General features: G+C 36.5%; 13 protein-coding genes. All 13 read right to left on the bottom strand.

Going from position 1 to position 19,157, the window contains the following annotated elements:
- Window positions 1–79: 79 nt before the first annotated feature.
- Window positions 80–2,899, bottom strand: a complete 2,820-nt coding sequence (locus JMX13_RS12585; protein ID WP_201613069.1) for an ATP-dependent Clp protease ATP-binding subunit — start codon at window positions 2,897–2,899, stop codon at window positions 80–82.
- 173 nt (window positions 2,900–3,072) lie between these two features.
- On the bottom strand, window positions 3,073–4,128 hold the full coding sequence (gene tssG / locus JMX13_RS12580; protein ID WP_201613068.1) for a type VI secretion system baseplate subunit TssG: 1,056 nt from the start codon (window positions 4,126–4,128) through the stop codon (window positions 3,073–3,075).
- Window positions 4,125–6,095, bottom strand: coding sequence for a type VI secretion system baseplate subunit TssF (locus JMX13_RS12575; RefSeq protein ID WP_201613067.1), 1,971 nt, complete (start codon window positions 6,093–6,095; stop codon window positions 4,125–4,127). The genes tssG and JMX13_RS12575 overlap by 4 nt, the downstream gene beginning before the upstream one ends.
- Window positions 6,088–6,594, bottom strand: coding sequence for a type VI secretion system baseplate subunit TssE (gene tssE, locus JMX13_RS12570; RefSeq protein WP_201613066.1), 507 nt, complete (start codon window positions 6,592–6,594; stop codon window positions 6,088–6,090). The genes JMX13_RS12575 and tssE overlap by 8 nt, the downstream gene beginning before the upstream one ends.
- 133 nt (window positions 6,595–6,727) lie before the next feature.
- Window positions 6,728–7,210, bottom strand: coding sequence for an Hcp family type VI secretion system effector (locus JMX13_RS12565; RefSeq protein WP_192518700.1), 483 nt, complete (start codon window positions 7,208–7,210; stop codon window positions 6,728–6,730).
- 51 nt (window positions 7,211–7,261) lie between these two features.
- Complete coding sequence (gene tssC / locus JMX13_RS12560) at window positions 7,262–8,764, bottom strand: type VI secretion system contractile sheath large subunit (RefSeq protein ID WP_201613064.1); 1,503 nt, start codon at window positions 8,762–8,764, stop codon at window positions 7,262–7,264.
- 36 nt (window positions 8,765–8,800) lie between these two features.
- The gene (gene tssB / locus JMX13_RS12555; protein WP_201613062.1) at window positions 8,801–9,340 is read right to left on the bottom strand and encodes a type VI secretion system contractile sheath small subunit; all 540 of its coding nucleotides are present in this window, start codon (window positions 9,338–9,340) and stop codon (window positions 8,801–8,803) included.
- A 313-nt stretch (window positions 9,341–9,653) separates the two neighbouring features.
- Window positions 9,654–10,700 (bottom strand): type VI secretion system protein TssA, encoded by a 1,047-nt coding sequence (gene tssA / locus JMX13_RS12550; RefSeq protein ID WP_201613060.1) that lies wholly within the window; start codon window positions 10,698–10,700, stop codon window positions 9,654–9,656.
- Window positions 10,701–10,704: 4 nt separating this feature from the next.
- Window positions 10,705–11,301, bottom strand: coding sequence for a TagF domain-containing protein (locus JMX13_RS12545; protein ID WP_201613058.1), 597 nt, complete (start codon window positions 11,299–11,301; stop codon window positions 10,705–10,707).
- 369 nt (window positions 11,302–11,670) lie between these two features.
- A complete protein-coding gene (gene tssM / locus JMX13_RS12540) occupies window positions 11,671–15,444 on the bottom strand; it encodes a type VI secretion system membrane subunit TssM (RefSeq protein WP_201613056.1) in 3,774 nt (1,257 codons plus the stop codon).
- A gap of 75 nt (window positions 15,445–15,519) precedes the next feature.
- Complete coding sequence (gene tssL / locus JMX13_RS12535) at window positions 15,520–16,728, bottom strand: type VI secretion system protein TssL, long form (RefSeq protein ID WP_201613054.1); 1,209 nt, start codon at window positions 16,726–16,728, stop codon at window positions 15,520–15,522.
- A gap of 26 nt (window positions 16,729–16,754) precedes the next feature.
- Entirely contained in the window at window positions 16,755–18,095 is a 1,341-nt protein-coding gene (gene tssK, locus JMX13_RS12530; RefSeq protein WP_201613052.1) for a type VI secretion system baseplate subunit TssK, read from the bottom strand.
- A gap of 36 nt (window positions 18,096–18,131) precedes the next feature.
- Complete coding sequence (gene tssJ, locus JMX13_RS12525; protein ID WP_201613044.1) at window positions 18,132–18,755, bottom strand: type VI secretion system lipoprotein TssJ; 624 nt, start codon at window positions 18,753–18,755, stop codon at window positions 18,132–18,134.
- Window positions 18,756–19,157: the final 402 nt, after the last annotated feature.

Below are 19,157 nucleotides of genomic sequence, written 5' to 3'. Positions count from 1 at the left end.
TATTATAGGTATATATTGGTTTTAAATTATTAAATAAGTACTTAATATCGATCAATATTAGAAAAATAACTATTTAATTCTACAAATATTCGTAAATTATATCATCTTCACTGGTTGATAGATGGATAGAATCTATGGTTTTGTTATCTATAATATAAGTCAATAAATTCTTACTGATCTTCGGTAAGACCGTATTGGTCAATATGGCATCGATCATACGACCACCAGATTCAACCTCACTACACCTATTTGATATAAGCGTCAAAATTTCATTAGAATAGCTTAGCGCTATACCATGATTGTCTTTGATTCGCTTAACGATGCGTTTAAGCTGCAAATCAACGATTTTATTTAGCGTTGCATCATTCAACGGATAGTAAGGAATAACCTGTATTCTACCTAACAATGCTGCAGGGAATACTTGTAACATAGGCGCTCGAAGCTCTTTTTGCAGAGTTTCTATATCAATGACTTCATCATTATTATGACAACGATCCATTATTAATTCTGTCCCTACGTTAGTAGTCAAAATAATAATGGTGTTTTTAAAATCAATGTAGCGCCCTTCTCCATCTTCCATCCAGCCTTTATCAAATACCTGAAAAAATATCTCGTGGACATCTGGATGGGCTTTTTCGACCTCATCGAGTAATACGACACTGTAAGGCTTGCGTCTGACCGCTTCGGTTAATACCCCGCCTTCTCCATAGCCCACATAACCTGGAGGTGCACCTTTTAGAGTAGAGACGGTATGCGCTTCTTGGTATTCACTCATATTGATAGTGATAACATTATGCTCACCGCCATACAGCGAATCTGCCAGTGCTAGAGCCGTTTCAGTCTTACCAACACCTGATGGCCCTGCTAGCATAAAGACACCGATAGGCTTATTGGGATCATCAAGACTGGCTCTAGAAGTTTGTACTCTCCTAGCGATAGCTTCCATGCCATGATCTTGATCGATGACACGCTTACTAAGGGTTGAACTAAGCTCCAAAATGGCTTGTAATTCATCCTTCATCATCTTACCCACAGGTATACCAGTCCAGTCCGAAACGACATTAGCGACCGCTCTAGAGTCTACCAATGATAATACTAAAGGGTCATCATTTTGCTGCTGCTTTAACTGCTCAATAATATTCTTTTGTACCTCAAACAGGGTTTCAATATCAGCGTTGATAGTGCTTACTTCTAATAAAGAATTGGTTTGATCGTCAGCGTTGGTATTTGCTTCGGTAAGCGTACCAGTATCAGCATTACTATCGACTATAGGGTTACTAGCATGCGTTTCATCACTCTCTATCGCGCTATCTTTTTCTAAAACCTCTGTTTCTGTTTCTGTTTCTGTTTCTGTTTCTGTTTCTGTTTCTGTTTCTGTTTCTGTAGCATGATTTAAAATCTGCTGACGAACCTCAATCAACGCATGAACTAAACGAGACTCTTCTTGCCACTTGGATTGAAGCTCTGTTAATTGAGCCTCTAAATCATTAATTTCAGTATCGATCTCAAGTACCTGATCTTGATGGTCATAATCAAGCTTCATCTCACGTTCAAAATTATGTTTTTGCGTTTCTAAAGCCAACACTTTTCTGCTGAGATATTCAATGCGACTGGGCGTTGAATGCTGACTTAACGATACTCTAGCGCAAGCAGTATCAACTAAACCTATGCCCTTGTCTGGCAGCTTACGGGCAGGAATATAGCGGTGTGAAAGCTGTACACTTGAGACGATAGCTTCATCAAGGATAATGACATTATGATGTGACTCAAGCGAAGGTACCAAGGCTCTTAGCATCTCTATCGCTTCACCTTCTTCTGGCTCTTCGACATTGATAACCTGAAAACGGCGTGTAAGTGCAGGATCTTTTTCAAAATACTTTTTATATTCCGCCCAAGTGGTTGCTCCTATGGTTCTTAGCTTACCGCGAGCCAGCGCAGGTTTGAGTAGGTTAGCCGCATCACCTGTACCAGCAGCACCGCCTGCACCAATTAAGGTGTGTATCTCATCAATGAAAAGTACGATAGGTGTCGGGCTGGATTCCACCTCCTCCATGACCGCACGCAGACGAGTTTCAAACTCTCCACTGACACTAGCGCCCGCTTTTAAAGCGCCAATATCAAGTAAGATAAGTTCAACATTTTTTAGACTAGGAGGTACATCCCCTGAGACTATTTTAAGGGCCAATGCTTCAACTACTGCTGTCTTACCAACCCCAGCCTCTCCTGTCAAAATCGGATTATTCTGACGACGACGCATTAGAATATCTATGATTTGTCGTATCTCATTATCACGACCGACGATAGGATCAATCTTGCCAGTAGCTGCCATTTCAGTCAAATTACTACCATACTTAACTAACGCTGACTTTTCTGATAGCTCTGAATGTTCTTTCGATACTAATGGCGACTCTTGCAGCATGTTTTCAGATGAAGACTCCAAAATAACTTCAAGATTATCAATCAGCCTATCCGGTACAATCTTATTAAACTGGCTTGAGATTCTAAACAAGATATTAGATAGCTCTGAGCTTTTTAATAAAGTATAGAGTAGGTAGGCACCACGAATTTTATGGCTATCAAACAGTAGCGAGGTGTAAGTCCAGCTTTGTTCTACTGCCTCCTCTACGTGCTTTGAGAAGTCTGCAACACTACTAGCGCCCGTTGGCAGACTCTCGACAGCAGCCAAAACATCTTCTCTTAACTTATCAGCATTGACCTCAAAATATTTATTAATACAATCAATATCGTTATCAGATTTCTGTACCAGAATATGTAGCCAGTGCACCAGCTCTACATAGCTATTTTCTCTTAAACGACAATAAGTGAAAGCGCTCTCTAAAGACTTATAAAGGGAATCATTTAACTTTGCAAATAGTACACTTCGGCTAATGTTGGACATTATTACTCCATTATATTTTTTAATCGTTCTTGGATTCAACATTGAATGGCAGATCGCTGATATTAGGTTTTTAATAATCTTATATTTATATTGCTTGTACGTATAAAAGTTTTTGATTTTAAATAAATTAATGCTGTCAACAGAGTCTATCTATCCATAAATATTTATTACAGCTAATAATTTAAAATCAAGCTATCCATATTGTTATTAGTAGAGCCAAGCCAAGTTGTAAGACCTAACTGATTATGATCTCCCAAAACTAACTTCGGTATTTCTGGTTTTGCTAATATAAGTTGTACGTCCCAATCGTACTCTTCGCCTACATAAAAACGCACCCACTCTATTAGTCGCTTTGAGTTAAAGCCTTTTTTGAAAAAAGATTTAAACTCCTCTAGTTTCAACGGCCCAATAGTTATACGAAACTTAGTTTGCACATCATAAATTCTGCTTCCCACTATCAAACCATCACCAAGAGTATAACGTTTATTAACTCCTAGACGAGTTTGCTCTTCTTTAGGCAGCTTAAACCACTGACCGATATTTTCTTCAACGTGAATAGGTATTGAGAAATACTGAGATAATAAGCTTTGAAAGTTATCTGCTGAGCGGTTCCTTTGTAAACTATAGCCTGCAAAGTAGAGTTTTGAGAAGTGCTCAACGTATTGATGAGATTGACTTCCATCCAAAACTGCGAAACCCGCTAGACTGGCTATATATCTACTAAATTTATCAGCACCCTTATTTTCAAGTGATAAGACACTTTGAGCATTCATCCAGCTACGATAAAACATCGTCAGGACTCTATGCTGTAGCATATTAACGAAGCTTGCCCATGCACCATCACCATACTGATGCTTTCTCTGAAAAATAAACTCAATCAGATGCGATGGCAGTGGCGAGTTAGCCCCTAATAGCCCTATTTCATTGACAGCAATTTGAAACTTATTATTTTTAAGTGAGACCGTATCAATATTCTTATAAATAAAAGACATAGAGGGGTTTTGATATAACCTAAACAAGTCTTGTGAAGGACTGGCTGTTTCACCGATTAAGGGCTTGGATATATCTTGATTAAGCTCTAAATGCCTTAAAATCGAGAATAGATTATACTTGTGGAGATTGGTAGTTATCTCTGTAAGATCAAACTCATCATCCAATTTATTAAGGTTAATAGGCGATGTTTGGTGCTGATTGAATGGGTAGTAATCATTTATCTTATTGTCATTCATAATAAAGACTTCTCACCTTTTATGTCTTTCCACTTTATAATCTGACCTTTCTGTATCGTCATTACCGTCATTTCAACGAATGAATTTATAGAAATACTACGGACAAAATAATGTCTTAATACAGCAGCAAATAAAAACGGATGCACACCTGCTAATAAATTCTCATCGAATGTTAACTTTATTGACATCCCTTTGATTAGGCTTCCTGCTCCTTTGTGCCTAACTATTTTTGTCATTGGCTCGACTGCAAGCTGCTTAATACTGTTAACTTCAGACTTATAAAGTTCGTTATTTCCGTGAGGGAATGCCAAGAGCAGCTCTTTTAATAGCAAAGTGCTATCTTTATCAGAATAATCTGCCAAAGATATATAACTTAGGTTCAGCTGGTTAAGTAACGACCAAAGTGTATGGTCTTCGCTGACTGCTTCAACAGGCTTAGTCACTTCAGAGATAATATGAGCGGCGCTTATAGGCAATGCCGCATCCACCAAAAAATCCGACTCTATTGACCTAGCCAAAATCAGTGGCAAATCACGATTGGTACACCACGTCTCTACGGCAAGATGATCAATATTGAAACTAAATACAGATTGTCCCTCACTCATCATTGACAAATAAACTTCACTGCCTAAATAAGAAGTTCGACCACCATATAAGCCTGCTAACGTAGAAGATGCTCTTTTCTCCCGTCTCATTGAAAAAAACGCATTATTATTATTCTTGTTAATAAAAACTTCTTGATCGGCAGCCTGATAAATTGGAGTAAAATTGACTTGCTGGTTATTAAACTTATCGAATCCCTTGACCCGCTCTATGCTGTGCACCTCAAAATTTAAAGGTTGTACACGATCTACAATGACATGATGATCTGTATTCTGCATAACAACTGGAAAGCGCACTGATTTTTTTTTGAATAAGTTTACAACCGGTGCTGAATTAATCGAGATGTCTTGCTCTTTGAGCAATTGCGCTAGCTCAGGCAAATAACTATCAAATAGGAACGACACGCTAAACCAACGCTTCTCATGCCCTACTACTCGTTTATTCACTCCATTTTCGACTATCACATCTTCAGTCTGCTGCGCAGAAAGCGCAAAGTCGCCATTTAACTCTGCTTTTTGTATGGCTTTGTTTATTCCTCGTTGACTGACGAACAAGAACTTCTCTGGTAATTGAATATATTCTTGCATCAGTCTCAAAGATGAGATGGATTTATTGAGATCAAATACCAATGCCTCCTCTTCAGAAAACCCTTTATGTTTCGGATACTCATCTAAAGAATAATGCCATCTACGCCCATCTTCAAAACTATGACATACAATATTGGTGCAAGAGTTCATTAGCAGAAATAGCAACTGTGAGGCGACTGGTAGCTCTGAGCCCAAATAAAGCACTAAGTCTTCTGGCATCAATTCAGAGCATTTGCTTGCCGATCTAATTGAAAAATCCAATCTTAGCGCTGATAAACTTGTACCAGCTTTTACACTCTTAATATCTGGGAGATAGCTTAATGAATTGGTATAGTGGGAAGACTCAAGCTCAATAGGCGTCAACTCAGTGTCTTGCGTCAGTGAAAAATGACAGCTCACTGTATTGGCATCGATCTCGATAGGTAAAGATTCAAGCAAGTATCCACGTTTTAATTGATTAACTACGTTCACATTGTAGTGATTGGAGGTATCGAACTTTATAATAGTAGAGGCAGGAGTAGGATAAAGAAACTGCGGATAAATAACTTCTAAGATACGCTGAACGAACCGCGGATATTCGGCATCTATCTTAAGTTGTGTTCTGGCTGTTAGATAGGCCACGCCCTCAAGCAGACGTTCAACATAGGGGTCTGGCGTCTCATTAGCACTTAATTTAAGACGAGAGGCTATCTTAGGATATTGCTTAGCAAACTCTTGCCCCATCTCTCTTAAAAACCTTAGTTCTTTATTATAATAAGATACTATTTTTTTATTCATCTACACTACCGTCCACTAACGAGAAAAATCCAGTTTCAACGTCTATTGTTGTCCTCAACCAAAACTCTTTTGGATAAGGGTTAAGCTTAATCATCCCTTTAATTTCTATCAATAACTGATTATGATTAAAGTGTAAATCATTCTCGATATGGACTAAGACCTTCAAGCCACTTCCCTCTAGTCTAGGTTCAAAATTAACTAATGATTCTAAGATCAAATTTTGAACACTGACCCAATCAATATCTGAAATGTTGACACCCGAAAATGCGGGAATCCCATAGTTGATAGTTGAGCTTTTCACATGACTTGGTAACAAGATTTCAAGCTGTTCACTATGTAAACAAGTCGTATTTAATAGAAATAGAATATCTCGTAATATAGATTCGCGATACTTAGAAATACTGATACCTCGGTAGTATTTGGCATCTTGATTACTTCTAGGATCTTTATCTGTTAGCCTATCTAGTAGAGAAGGAACTAGACCGATTTCATCTTTCATTAACAATCCAAATAGCTCTTAAAATTAAATTGATTGATGATTATTGATATAAACATAGTGCAAATATCTAAAAAAAAGATCTAACTCAAACTTTTAAGCTAGATCTTCGTATTATATATAATAAGGGAGATAATTAAGCAGAGCGATTTTCTTTAACATTGAAGGCCATTTGCACTTCAGCGCCTTTAGAGCCTTTATCATTCTGTTCCCAGTACTGATTTTTAACTTTAGCAGCTTGGAAAGAGTATTCCATCATTAAAGATTCATTCTCTTGAGCGCCAACAAATTTAACAGCAGTAATGAGTACGTCTTCTAAAGTAGTGCGCGAATACTCAACTTGGTTGCCACCAGCTTTACAAACAGAGATTTCAACTTTGCCTAAATGCTGGCCAACTGAACAATTCTTCAGTACAGTTGGTGCTGCTTTATCGATAGCTGCAACCACAGTCAAATCATCAAAATTTACTTTGCCAGCACCGCCGCCGCCGCCAGAGCTCATAGAACCTGGCTGCTCAGCGCCCCAGCTAAAACTTTGAATATCAGTCCAACTTTTATGGTTAGAATCCTTGGATTCACCACTAACGCCTTCAATGCGCATAAACATATCTAAAGCCATATTACTCTCCTAATTTAATTGAAATAATGATTAATAAAGAAATTGACCTCTTTACTCATCTCGTGCTGAAGGTAGTTTGGATACTAAACGTAAAGAAACCGTTAACCCTTCCAATTGATAGTGAGGTCTCAAGAAAAACTTCGAAGTATAATAACCAGGATTACCTTCGATCTCTTCAACTACAACCTCAGCGGATGCCAATGGTTTTCTTGCTTTGGTTTCCTGTGTTGAATTAGCAGGATCTCCATCAACGTAGTTCATGATCCATTCGTTTAACCATCTTTCCATATCTTCACGTTCTTTGAATGAACCAACCTTATCTCTAACAATACATTTCAAATAGTGGGCAAAACGGCAACAAGCAAACAAATAAGGCAGACGTGCCGCTAATTTAGCATTTGCTGAAGCATCAGCATCGTAATACTCAGCTGGCTTATTAAGTGATTGTGCGCCTATAAAGGCCGCTAAATCAGTATTTTTTCTATGCACTAAAGGCATAAATCCTAAATTCGCCAGTTCAGATTCTCGGCGATCACTAATAGCAATTTCTGTAGGACATTTCATGTCTACGCCGCCATCATCAGTAGGAAAAGTATGGGTTGGCAGATTTTCCACTATGCCACCTGACTCTACGCCTCTAATAGAAGTACACCAGCCATACTGTTTAAAAGACCTATTAATGTTAACAGCCATTGCATAAGCTGCGTTTGACCAAGTGTACTTATCATGATTTGACCCATCAGTATCTTCTTCAAAATCAAACTCATCTACTGGATTTGATTTTGAACTATAGGGCAATCTTGATAAAAACTTAGGCAGCGCTAGACCAATGTAGCGAGAATCCTCCGACTCTCTCAAGCTACGCCAGCTGGCATACTCTGTATTCTGGAAAATCTTACTTAAATCTCTCGGGTTTGCAAGCTCCTGCCAAGTCTCCATTTGCATGACATCAGGGGAAGCACCTGCGATAAATGGACAATGGGATGCGGCAGCTATTTTTTTCATTCCATTGAGCAGCTCTACATCTTGAGGTGAATGATCGAAATAATAATCACCAACCATACAGCCAAATGGTTCGCCGCCGAATTGACCGTATTCTTCTTCATATATTCTTTTAAATAATGGACTCTGATCCCAAGCAACGCCTTTATAACGCTTTATATCTCGAGCTATTTCTCTTTTTGCAATAGGTAAGACTTTTATTTTTAATAAATTATCACTTTCTGTGTTGGTAACAAGATGATTTAATCCTCGCCATGCTCCCTCAAGCTTCTGAAACTCTTCATGATGAATAATTTGATTAATTTGTTCTGATAACTTACGATCTATCTCAGCGATAATATATTCAATAGTTTGATAAGCATCATCTGAAACGACTACTGTATTCTTTAATGCTTGCTGAGCAAGTGTTGTTACCGCATGTTGAACTGCACTTTTTGCATCTTCAGTTTTAGGTCTAAATTCTTTTTGTAATAGATCTGCAAACCCTGTTTCTTTTTCTTGTAATAGCTCAGTACTTACACTTGAATCAATCAACTCTTGAGTATTATTCATAATAGTAGTCTCTAACCTTATAAATGTTTAAAAAATCTATTCTTCAATGCTATTATTTTTAGAATCCTTACTACTACTGGCAAGAGCTTTTAGTAATTCACTGTCTGCTAAAACTTTAGAGATTAACTCCTCAGCCCCTGTTTTGCCATCCATATAAGATAGTAGGTTTGACAATTCAGTTCGAGCTTGCAAAAGCTCTCTTAAAGGCTCAACGTTATTAGCTACTGCAGTTGGAGAAAAGTCATCCATACTCTCGAACTCTAGCTCAACATTTATATTTCCTTCACTAGTCAAAGTGTTCTTAACTTGAAAGGCAGCCCTTGGCTTCAACGCCTTCATTCTATCATCAAAATTATCTATATCGATTTCTAGAAACTTTCTCTCTGATAGATCTGGTATTGCAATATGTGATTTGCCGACAAGATCAGCCATAACACCCATCACAAAAGGTAGTTCTACCGTTGACTCTGACCCATATAGCTCGACATCATATTCGATCTGTACACGAGGAGCACGATTACGACCTACAAACTTTTGACTTGATGAATACTTTCTATTGGGATTATCGTTAGACATTTACATTTCCTTATTAACTTATATCTGCTTATTAGGCTGTGCTTGAACTGGTCACTATTCGATTAAACTTTAGTTTTAATGACATAAAACTATTACAAATTCACAAAAAATTCTAACTTATCCTTTATTATTTTCTAAATTATAGACATTGGATAAATTTTATTTCCCCACTATAGTTTATTAAAGACATTAAATCCATTGTTTAAACTAACGGTTACATTACAATAATAAAGTGTTCATAAATATTATATCTAGAGACTTAGAGTGAATATACATATGGGAAAAATATTGTGTTTACTCAAATTTACTACTCTCAATCATCTGGATCAGAATCATCTCTACCAATAATCATGTCTAAATTATTAAGACTATCAGGACTTATATTTTTTAGCATCTCATAAAAATTCATATCCATGAGCTTCTGTAGCCTTTGTATAAAAAGTGGTGCTGGATGACTTGGTTCTTTCAGTCTGAAATATATATTTAATTTCTCTAAGACTATTTTTACATCCGCTCTATCTTTTATCTTAATATCGTCTAAGTTTTGACTATCAGTGACAGGTCTAATCACTGTGTTATTTGGAACAGCAACCTTTTCAATAGAAGGAGTCTCTTGCTCATTTTCTTCAAAATCGGAAGATCTGACTAATAAACTAGCAATCACTTCTAGAGGTTTTTTTACGACTGAGAAATCTAAATGAAAGTCTTTGATATTTTCCTCAAATACGCTTTCAATATTTATTAAAAAATCTAATGCATCCTTTAAAACTAAAAGTTCTTCTTGATTATTCTGATAAGCTACTCTTAAATCTTCAATCAACTTTTCTTTGCCACCAGGATACGAACCATCCTCGTTATTTATCAATATTGACGCCACAGACTTCATCTTAAAGTAACTTTTCTTACTAGGTGAGTATATGATGTTAGATTCATTTAACTGCTTGATTATACCGCTATCCGCGATTAACAGCCCTATGGATCCCGACCTATAGAAAGCATCAAAGTTATCTTCTTCATCAACTAATTTTGGATATAGGTCTTCCCAGTACTTACCGATATTAGCATGGATTATTTCGCATCCTTTTTTAAAGCCTAATATTCCATAGTTCGCTGTTAATGCTTGAGCATAAAAGCAAAAAACCCTGATATCTTTTGATTCAGATAATATCTGGCGACAAAGTTTTTCGACAGTACCCCAATCAGGCTCTTGTGCCTCTATGATGACATCACCATACTGTTGTTCAGGTTTACCTTCAACTAAAGATTGTATGTCAATGAAGCGCGCATCATATTCAATGTCAATGCCAGTTGGTTGTGTAACTGAGATTGGATCCACGAAATCTGAAAAGTTTTTAGTCATATTTTTAGCCGTATATTTTATTGTAGAGCGTACAGGTCAAAGCACCTTGGTGATTAATAGTATAAAAACTATCTAGATTGATCCAATAGGACTCCATAATAGAGTCATTCGTCTTCTCTAAAATTTCAAGTACGATACATTTTAGTATCTCTTGCAGTTGGTCTACTACTTCGCAATTTTTAGATCTCGACATGAAGTACTGTTCTTCATCAACAGTAAAATTACCATTTGCTACCGTATTTATAAACCCTGCATATTTGCCAGCCATAGATAGAACTGATGTTAACATATCCTCTGAATTTTCTAATCGAGTTATTTCTCTCTCAAAATATACTAAGAAAGGGTATTTACGCGCTGCCATATCCGAGCTTAAAGTAGTTAGACCTACTTTTAAGGTTTCAGCTTCATTTATAATAAATAACCAGACGGGCTTAACTTTATTTTTACCACTCAAAAAAGGTAATAAGCTATTAGCATTAGAACACTTATTAAACCAGACTTCCCAGTCGTGATAGTAGTCTCGCGATAACCCAGCTGCTCTTATAAACTCTCTTCTTCTACGTAGTTTACCAAAGTAATGGATTCGTTCAGTGTTAAGCATTTTATATACTCTTATACTTATAAATAGTAAGTAATTAGAAGTGTCATTATTTAGGCTTTGGACTCAGTATCGAGGTTCAATATATAGTCAAAATATCCTAAAAACGCTATGGTATTGCTGATATCAATTTTTTTGTGACCTCTGTCTGCGAAGGCACAACAAGTAAGAAAAATTGATATCAGCAGTGCGTGATGTATCGATATTACTTTTTACTCACTATAGCTTTGCATATACTGAACCTTGATGCTGATTTTTAACCTTTCAACTGTTTGATTGATCCATTTTTTAAATGATTCAGCGCTAAAGAACGACCTGTCTTATAAAGACAATGATAATCATTTTTTATTTTTCAGAGCTTTTCCAATTTATTTATGGGCACGAAAATCTACGTATATCATTCAAATAAAAAGGGTTGTTATTAGCTGTAGATCTGAATTCAACAATCACATCTTTATTATTCAAAGAGTACTTCACCACGCTTTTGTCGCGATTATTAATTAACAACTTTCCGTTTTCAATTAATTTAAAGACTCCCCATGCGCCATCCGTCTCAATCTTATCAACTCTCTTTTCATTAATATAAGCTGAAAAACCTATCTTGCTTGAGGACTCTTTTGGCCATGTGGCTTTAAATTTTTCTAATGGACCATGGCTATACGAATGAGACTTACCACCATAGCTAAATATTAATTTCTCTATTTTAGGGTCAACACTAATGACTTTAACTTCGAAATCGAATCCCAACTGACCACCACTTTTTTGAAAATAAGTATTGCTTATAGGTAGTACATGACGAATATTTGAAAACTCGGATCTAAATTTTGCTTGCGTACGTATAAGCTCGCTAAAACTAGAAACCTGCATGGTACTAGCTACTTGTGGATTAAGATCCATAAAAGAGTTGTACTGACCTTTTGTACCAAATATCTTATCGAAATTGGTAGGTGTAATCTCATCACCTGATTGTTTACTAAAAGGATAACTGTCTTGGGTAAAGCTTTTACAAAAAGCAGTGATGGGAGTCAGTTCACGCTTTAAAGTATTGAGTGCCTCTAATTCCTGCTTTTTTTTTAGCTCAGTTTTGGCTACCTCTTGTTCTTGAGCTTGAGTCTCTTGCGCTAAAGCTTGCTCATCTCTTCTTGCTTGCTCTTCTTGCCTATATTTCTGCTCTTTATCTTCCGCCTCTTGTCTCAGGTCGTCCTCTCGTTGTCTTTGCTCATCTAACTTCTTTTGGGCTTCTATATCAGCTTTTAGTAAACGCTCATTCATCTCATCCAAACTTTGATTAAGAATGAATACTGAAAACTGGTCAAACATCTGTCGAAAAGGCGATGGCAATCTGTTTATTTCAGCTCTATATCTAAATAAAGAATCATTAGAGGGCAGATCTACCCCCTTCTCTACTGCTATATCTAATATATCTAAAAACTCGTAAAGATCCTTAATTGATACTACTACCTCATTAATCGCTGCTTGGTCCGACCCTTCTTTTTCAGCCAAAATACCGAACTCTGAAAACTCTTCGTCTACTGGAGTCGTAAATTTCAAGTTATCAATGTAATTATCTTTGACGTATCCAGCTTTGTTTTGTAGGTTACCAAATCCTGCTCTAGAAACTAACCTATCCACAGTGTCTTTGACAGCGCTATTCTCGCTTCCTTCTATCTGCTTACTTAGATCTAAAGTCGTATTATCGCTAATGCCCACTATTATATTTTGTAGAGGTGAGTTTGAAGTGTTTGAGAGTATTTTGGCGATATCTCTAGCTTCACGTAGATTTCTAGGTTGCTTTAGTCTAATATCAGCAATATATTTATTCCATGCACTGATATATCTTTGGAAGTACGCACTTTTCGCCTCTTTTAAAGTATCAACTTCGCTAGATTTAAGGGATGCATAGTTACCTAGCACCCACTCTTCTTCTTCATAAAGTTTGGCAGTTGACTTAAGAAGCTCAGGTAGAACGAACTCAATATAGGCCTGCTTAGTGTAGATTGGGTTTATCGATTCGGTTAGTGGCTTACCACTTGCTCTAGTAAAAACCAGCCGACTCTGCTTACCGCCCATGGTATCGAACGACACCGGTACCACTTTATTACCACCTCTGGCTATCTCAGTAAAACTATCATTCAAAATCATAATGGAAATATCATTACGAGCTATAAACTGTCTTCTCTCATCAACAAGCTTGGTATCAAGAGGCAAACTCGGTGTTAGCCCTTCTTCTTCAAGAATAAATTGTAGAGACTCTTCAATCCTCTGTTTTTGTTCAGCATTTTTAATAGAGGAGTCTTTTTCAAAACTACGCATAAGCCAAGACAACATAAAATCTGCGTCAAATCTCGTATCATCGTATAGCATTAAATATGCTTTTAGAGCGTTGTAATTATCAATAGAAGAGTCCTCTGGACTCTGTCTTAATAACTCATCAATCTTGTAAGATATCAATGGCATAACTCGTTCACTAAGGGCGCGCTTATAAGCAGCTTGCGATATCTCATCTACAGCATACCCTTGATACAGACCCATTCTATGCTTTAGGGCTGGTGACTCTATATCAACAAAAGGCGCAGTTCTTGATAGCACCCTGATTTTGTCAGCCATTTCCACAGCTTGTAGCAGATCTTTAGTTTCGGTAATACCCTTTAATTCTTTGTCTAACTTAATAGCTTTTTCATTAACATCTTTTAAATACTGATTATTGGCTAAAAAACTATTAAACATAAAAGCTGATGCTAACAACGCACTACTTGCTATAACACCTATCCCTATCCATTTTAATATTTGATTCTTAGTTGACCAAACCTTATTGTTGCTAGCAAGGTTCGCATCATTAAATATGACGTCAGTAAACAAATCATGGATAAAATAACTTTTGGAGATTTGTGAGCCTGAAGCGTTCTCTTTTATATATTTAGGAGTAAGTTCAAAATTACTCATTATATTATTAAACACAGGATCTATACTTTCACCATCTTGATAAGCACTGGTAAAAAATATGCCTCGCCACTGTATGGAATCTTCAAATTTTGAAGACTTATAAAGCTCCCTAAATAATAAAACCAGCCTGTCATTTAGGACTGAAAACTCATTTGAAAAAGTAAAAATCGCGTCTTTTTCAGTTTGGTTTGGCACATCGTTAATTACCCTCAGATAAGAGGATTCAATATTATCTCTAATAGTTTCAAGCTGTTTTGCAACGTAGCCGACTGTAGCGACTCCATTGTCTTCCTTTACCTCATCGGCAGGTATCGTAAATCCTAGATATTTTTTTCTTTGCTCTTCATCAAGACTACTAAAAAATTCTTCAAAACCCTTTAAAATATCTAATTTAGTAACCATTAAATATACTGGAAAGCTAATACCAAGCCTTGCTCTCATCTCTTGAATTCTTTTACGTAACTCTCGAGTAATGTTTTTGAAATCTGTTTCAGCGTTTAGAATATCATCCAAACCTATAGTGACTACTACGCCATTGATAGGCTGTCTTGGTCTATATTTTTTTAATAAGCTAATAAACTCAAGCCAATCATAGGAGTCTTCTTCATTGTCATCCTGTAGAGAAAGTCTGCCAGCGGTATCGAGTAGTACTGCATCATCTGTTAAAAACCAATCACAATCCTTAGTGCCCGCTAAGCCACTAATGGAAGCACCAAAAGAGCTCTCTAAAGGAAAGTTTAGACCAGATTCTCTTAGCGCTGTCGTTTTACCCGTTCCAGCGGCACCCAACACTACATACCAAGGCATCTGGTATAAATACTGTCCCGTAAAAAACTTATTTTTTATAAAACCATCAGAGTTTGAGAACTTTGCACTTTTTAAGACAGAGTCTATTTCCTCAAATTGACGGCTAAGAGGGCTGTCTTTATTGACATGCTTTAATATAGGCTGCTGTGAAGTTTTGATATCATCAACCAACTCCCTATTTCTTCTTGCCTGCAAGTACTGCTTTAAAAAGCTCTTAACCAACCAAATTAAAAATATGAGCGCAATAATAGCTATTCTTACTACTTTATTCTCAAGAGGTTTATAGCTACCAATAGCTACGATGCCTCCAAAGAACCAAATCAATAAAGATATCCCAAGTAGTCCTAAAAACACCCAAAAAACTTTTGAACTTGCAAAAGATAATAACCTTCTCATCTTATAGAACCTTCTTGTAATATCTCAAATAATTTAATAATAAAATTAGTCATTATTATTTCTAGGGTTAGAATCTTATGGTTCAGTTGGGACATTATTACCCAAGCTATAGACCGTGATTTCGACACGTCTATTTTTCGCTTTGTTTTCAGAGGAATCATTAGGAACTACGGGATTAGTAGACCCTCTACCCTCTGATCTGATTCTGCCATCATCATCTATATAGCCTGTTAAAATTTCTTTCACAGCGTCTGCACGCGCCTGGGATAAATGCCAGTTAGAAGGGAAAGTAATACTTCTTATAGGGGTATCATCGGTATAGCCGGTGACGACTACTTGGCCATTGGTACCTTGTAGCGCTTGACCTATAGTCGCAAGCACAGGGAAAAATTGATTTTGAATATTTTCTGAGCCAGACTCAAATAGTCCATCACCTAAAATAGTTATAACACTTCTGTCAGGAAAATCTTTAACTTTAACTAGATCACGACTTACTTCATTTTGCAAAGCTGGTGTTAACGGTTTAGTCTGTACATCATTACGTCCACTAACCGTATATTGCGCATTTTTCGGTAAAGATAAATCATTAATCTCTGCACTGGTATCATCCATCGTTGAACCTAGGAGAAACCTTAGAAGAATATAAAAAACAGCAACGATAAGGCTGCCCAAGACTGCAATAACCCATAGAGGGATATGCCAACGACGCTCGACCTCAGTGCTATCTTTATCATTAAGGGTTTCTTGAAAAAGCAAGCTGAAGGTTTCTGGTCTTTTTGATCTAATCAAGTCAATGAGTCTATTTTTCTCTTGTTCTAAAATTGTATCGCCATTATTCGCTATTTGATATTTGCCTTTATAGCCAAACTGCAAACACAGATAAATAAACTCAATCAAATACAAATTTTTATCAACATCCAATTTTGCCTTTTCTAAAATTTCAAAAAAACGTTCGCCACCCCATGTCTCATCGAAAAAAGACACTAACAAACTTTTTTGTGACCACTCTTCATTTGCCCAACCCGATCTAACGGCCGATTCATCTACAAAAGTACAGAGGCAGTATTGCGCAGCTTTCACCATCTCATAAGGCGCACCTTCTTGCTCAGCTTTAGACTCAAACTCCTCAATCATTGTGGAAAACTTATACAATACTTTCTCGATTGAGAGCTGAGTCGTCGAACTCTTCATTGCATTAGCAGAAACTAACACAGGTTTTGCTGCTGAAATAATCGGGTTGTAAACTTCTGAAAACTGTAGATTTTTTTTGGTATCACTTTTCATTTTTTTTCCATCTATTTGCATGAAGTCTAATTTACGTTAGGTTTAATCGCCCAAAACTCTAGATCAATATTTGGAAAGTCGCCTGCGATATGAAAGGCCATACCTGATGAATCATCGAATCGCTCCCACAACTCTGTTTGCTTATCTAGCTCAAAATAGACATAACCATTATGATAAGGAAGTTCTCTAGGTGCTACTGACAAAGCATTTAATTTGATACCTGGTAAATGATAAGCCACCAATTCTTTAATTTGTTCTACGGTACTTATTTTCATAATACTAGGTAGATTATGTCTTAGTGTTTCATTAGGCATATCCGCTTTTACAGCCAGAACAAAGTCAGCAAACTCTAATATCTCAGCGTTTGGCGTCTGAGCCACATAAGTCGCACTATCTTTTTTACTTAAGTCTATTCTTATGATCCTTTGTTCCAATATTGTTGACAAACTAATTCTAAGATTGGACATTAAGTGCTGGTAGCAATCTTTTAAGTTTCTATGGTCATAAACTGGCATATCACCCATTTTTCTACTGGGTAAAAAGGTCATCAAATCGCCGCATAGTTTCGATAAACTGACAAATAGAGCTTCTGGATGGATACGATTGGTAGGCTGCTTTTGGTGTTGCATATAAGCTAAGTATCTATTGACCGTTTGCAGCATAAGAAAATCTGTAATCTCAAGTGACCCTCCTCGATTGGGATCATTCACTGCATTAGCCAAACTTTTACTTTTTTGGGCAAGAAGACCATACAGCTCATTCATATAATTGTAGAGCTTAGGGTTGTTTTGGGCGATTAATGTGGGAGGTATATAGCTGTCTTGAATATTAACCTCCGAGTTTTCGTTACTCGAAATGATAGCGATAGGTATTTTTACTAGACTTGAGTGAATATCATCTTCTAACATGAGGCGTACGTTTAATCTAGCTAAGGTCACTACTCTAGGCTCTGAATGATTATCAGTAGTATCAACCAAAGGTTTTTCAAAAGCACTATAACGAGTATTTTTGATATTATCCGAATCAAATGATATCTCATTTGAACTTGCCGTCACTCTAGAGATAACTAGATATAGCTTAGTCTCAGCTAAGCTTGCAGGTATACTAAATTTTAAAGAGTCGATTTCATCGGGAGTAGGTATAAACACAGTACCATCTTCAAAGACCATCTCAAGTCTATATAAACCCACTACTCCTTGCTTAAGTAGAGATTCATTGATACCTAAATCAAAAAACCCATAATAATGTGCCCCATTCAATCTAACTATATTATGGATATTACTCTCAGCATATCTATCATTTTGCTGGAAATGTTGCGGTGAAAGATACGTTCCTTCAGCCCAGACTACCTTCGAATATTCACCCATCATTGCTACCTATTATTTTTACTTTAATTATATTTATTAGTTGTTGAATATACCTTTGCTATAATCATACTTCGGCTTTTTATAATCGCCATTTTTTGAAACTGTCTCATCATCCGGATGTCTTTTAGCATATTCCTTTAATTCTGACTTCATCTGCTTTTTCGATAACTGAAATATGCCTGACTCGTCTACTTTTAAGTATAAATAACTATTACGACTACCTCTCTTTGGTGGCTGCTTTTGTAGTGCTAATTTCCACGACGCATCTTCGATATCTCGATAACCTGTGGTTAGTCCTAAATAATTAGTATCTTTCTCTAAGCCTAGCGGTATCGATGTAATACTATCTGGCGTCAATATATGCTGACTCTTCGATAATACAGCACCATTTAAATCATTATCTTCATCAATTAAATCTAAATATGCACCATAAATAAAAGTTGATTTTTTAGTCAATTGAAACACGTCTAGCCTGACTGGAGACGCTCTGTCTAAAACATCAGGATTGATTAGAGGTGTGGTCAAAACCAAGAACTCTACTGGCTGAGTATCATCTTTGCTTTTCTTTGTGCCGCTGAGTGTTGAACAACTTGACAATACAGTGCATAGCAGTATAAGAATATACTTTACAAACCAAGTATTTTTTGGATCTTGAAACATAATATGCCTATTTTATCGATAACTCTTGATTAGAACTCATAAGGTATAATGCGTTAAATGCATAAAAAGAAGTCTATCCAGACTTTTATTCACAGGTAAAGAATAGAAACTAAAAACAAAGTTATGTTGGTTAAAAAATTATGATTTTAGCACAACATAATCGTACTACAAAACCTTCCCTTCGATATTCTAAAAGAATAATTTGTTATATCATTTTATTTTTGAATTCAAAATAGCAATTCTTATACCTTGCTTCTTTATAGAACTTAGCCTTGTTATTACTAACAAGAGATGACATCGCAGCAATATAACGCTACACTCTACCTCAACTATACATAAGTTCATAGTAGAAATTCTATTCCAATATCTACTTAACTTATAATTCTCCTAAACTTCAGTATG

It is taken from the genome of Psychrobacter immobilis (assembly GCF_904846285.1).
Classification (GTDB): domain Bacteria; phylum Pseudomonadota; class Gammaproteobacteria; order Pseudomonadales; family Moraxellaceae; genus Psychrobacter; species Psychrobacter immobilis_D.
Note: the sequence above shows the minus strand (reverse complement) of the source record. Positions and strands in the feature narration are given on the sequence as shown.

Bases quoted from the DNA above. Each gene is read 5' to 3' on its own strand.
- tssB (WP_201613062.1), bottom strand. From the start codon at position 9,340: ATGTCTAACGATAATCCCAATAGAAAGTATTCATCAAGTCAAAAGTTT.
- JMX13_RS12575 (WP_201613067.1), bottom strand. From the start codon at position 6,095: ATGAATAAAAAAATAGTATCTTATTATAATAAAGAACTAAGGTTTTTA.
- tssM (WP_201613056.1), bottom strand. From the start codon at position 15,444: ATGAGAAGGTTATTATCTTTTGCAAGTTCAAAAGTTTTTTGGGTGTTT.
- tssL (WP_201613054.1), bottom strand. From the start codon at position 16,728: ATGAAAAGTGATACCAAAAAAAATCTACAGTTTTCAGAAGTTTACAAC.
- tssC (WP_201613064.1), bottom strand. From the start codon at position 8,764: ATGAATAATACTCAAGAGTTGATTGATTCAAGTGTAAGTACTGAGCTA.
- JMX13_RS12565 (WP_192518700.1), bottom strand. From the start codon at position 7,210: ATGGCTTTAGATATGTTTATGCGCATTGAAGGCGTTAGTGGTGAATCC.
- JMX13_RS12585 (WP_201613069.1), bottom strand. From the start codon at position 2,899: ATGTCCAACATTAGCCGAAGTGTACTATTTGCAAAGTTAAATGATTCC.
- tssE (WP_201613066.1), bottom strand. From the start codon at position 6,594: ATGAAAGATGAAATCGGTCTAGTTCCTTCTCTACTAGATAGGCTAACA.
- tssG (WP_201613068.1), bottom strand. From the start codon at position 4,128: ATGAATGACAATAAGATAAATGATTACTACCCATTCAATCAGCACCAA.
- JMX13_RS12545 (WP_201613058.1), bottom strand. From the start codon at position 11,301: ATGCTTAACACTGAACGAATCCATTACTTTGGTAAACTACGTAGAAGA.
- tssA (WP_201613060.1), bottom strand. From the start codon at position 10,700: ATGACTAAAAACTTTTCAGATTTCGTGGATCCAATCTCAGTTACACAA.
- tssK (WP_201613052.1), bottom strand. From the start codon at position 18,095: ATGGGTGAATATTCGAAGGTAGTCTGGGCTGAAGGAACGTATCTTTCA.
- tssJ (WP_201613044.1), bottom strand. From the start codon at position 18,755: ATGTTTCAAGATCCAAAAAATACTTGGTTTGTAAAGTATATTCTTATA.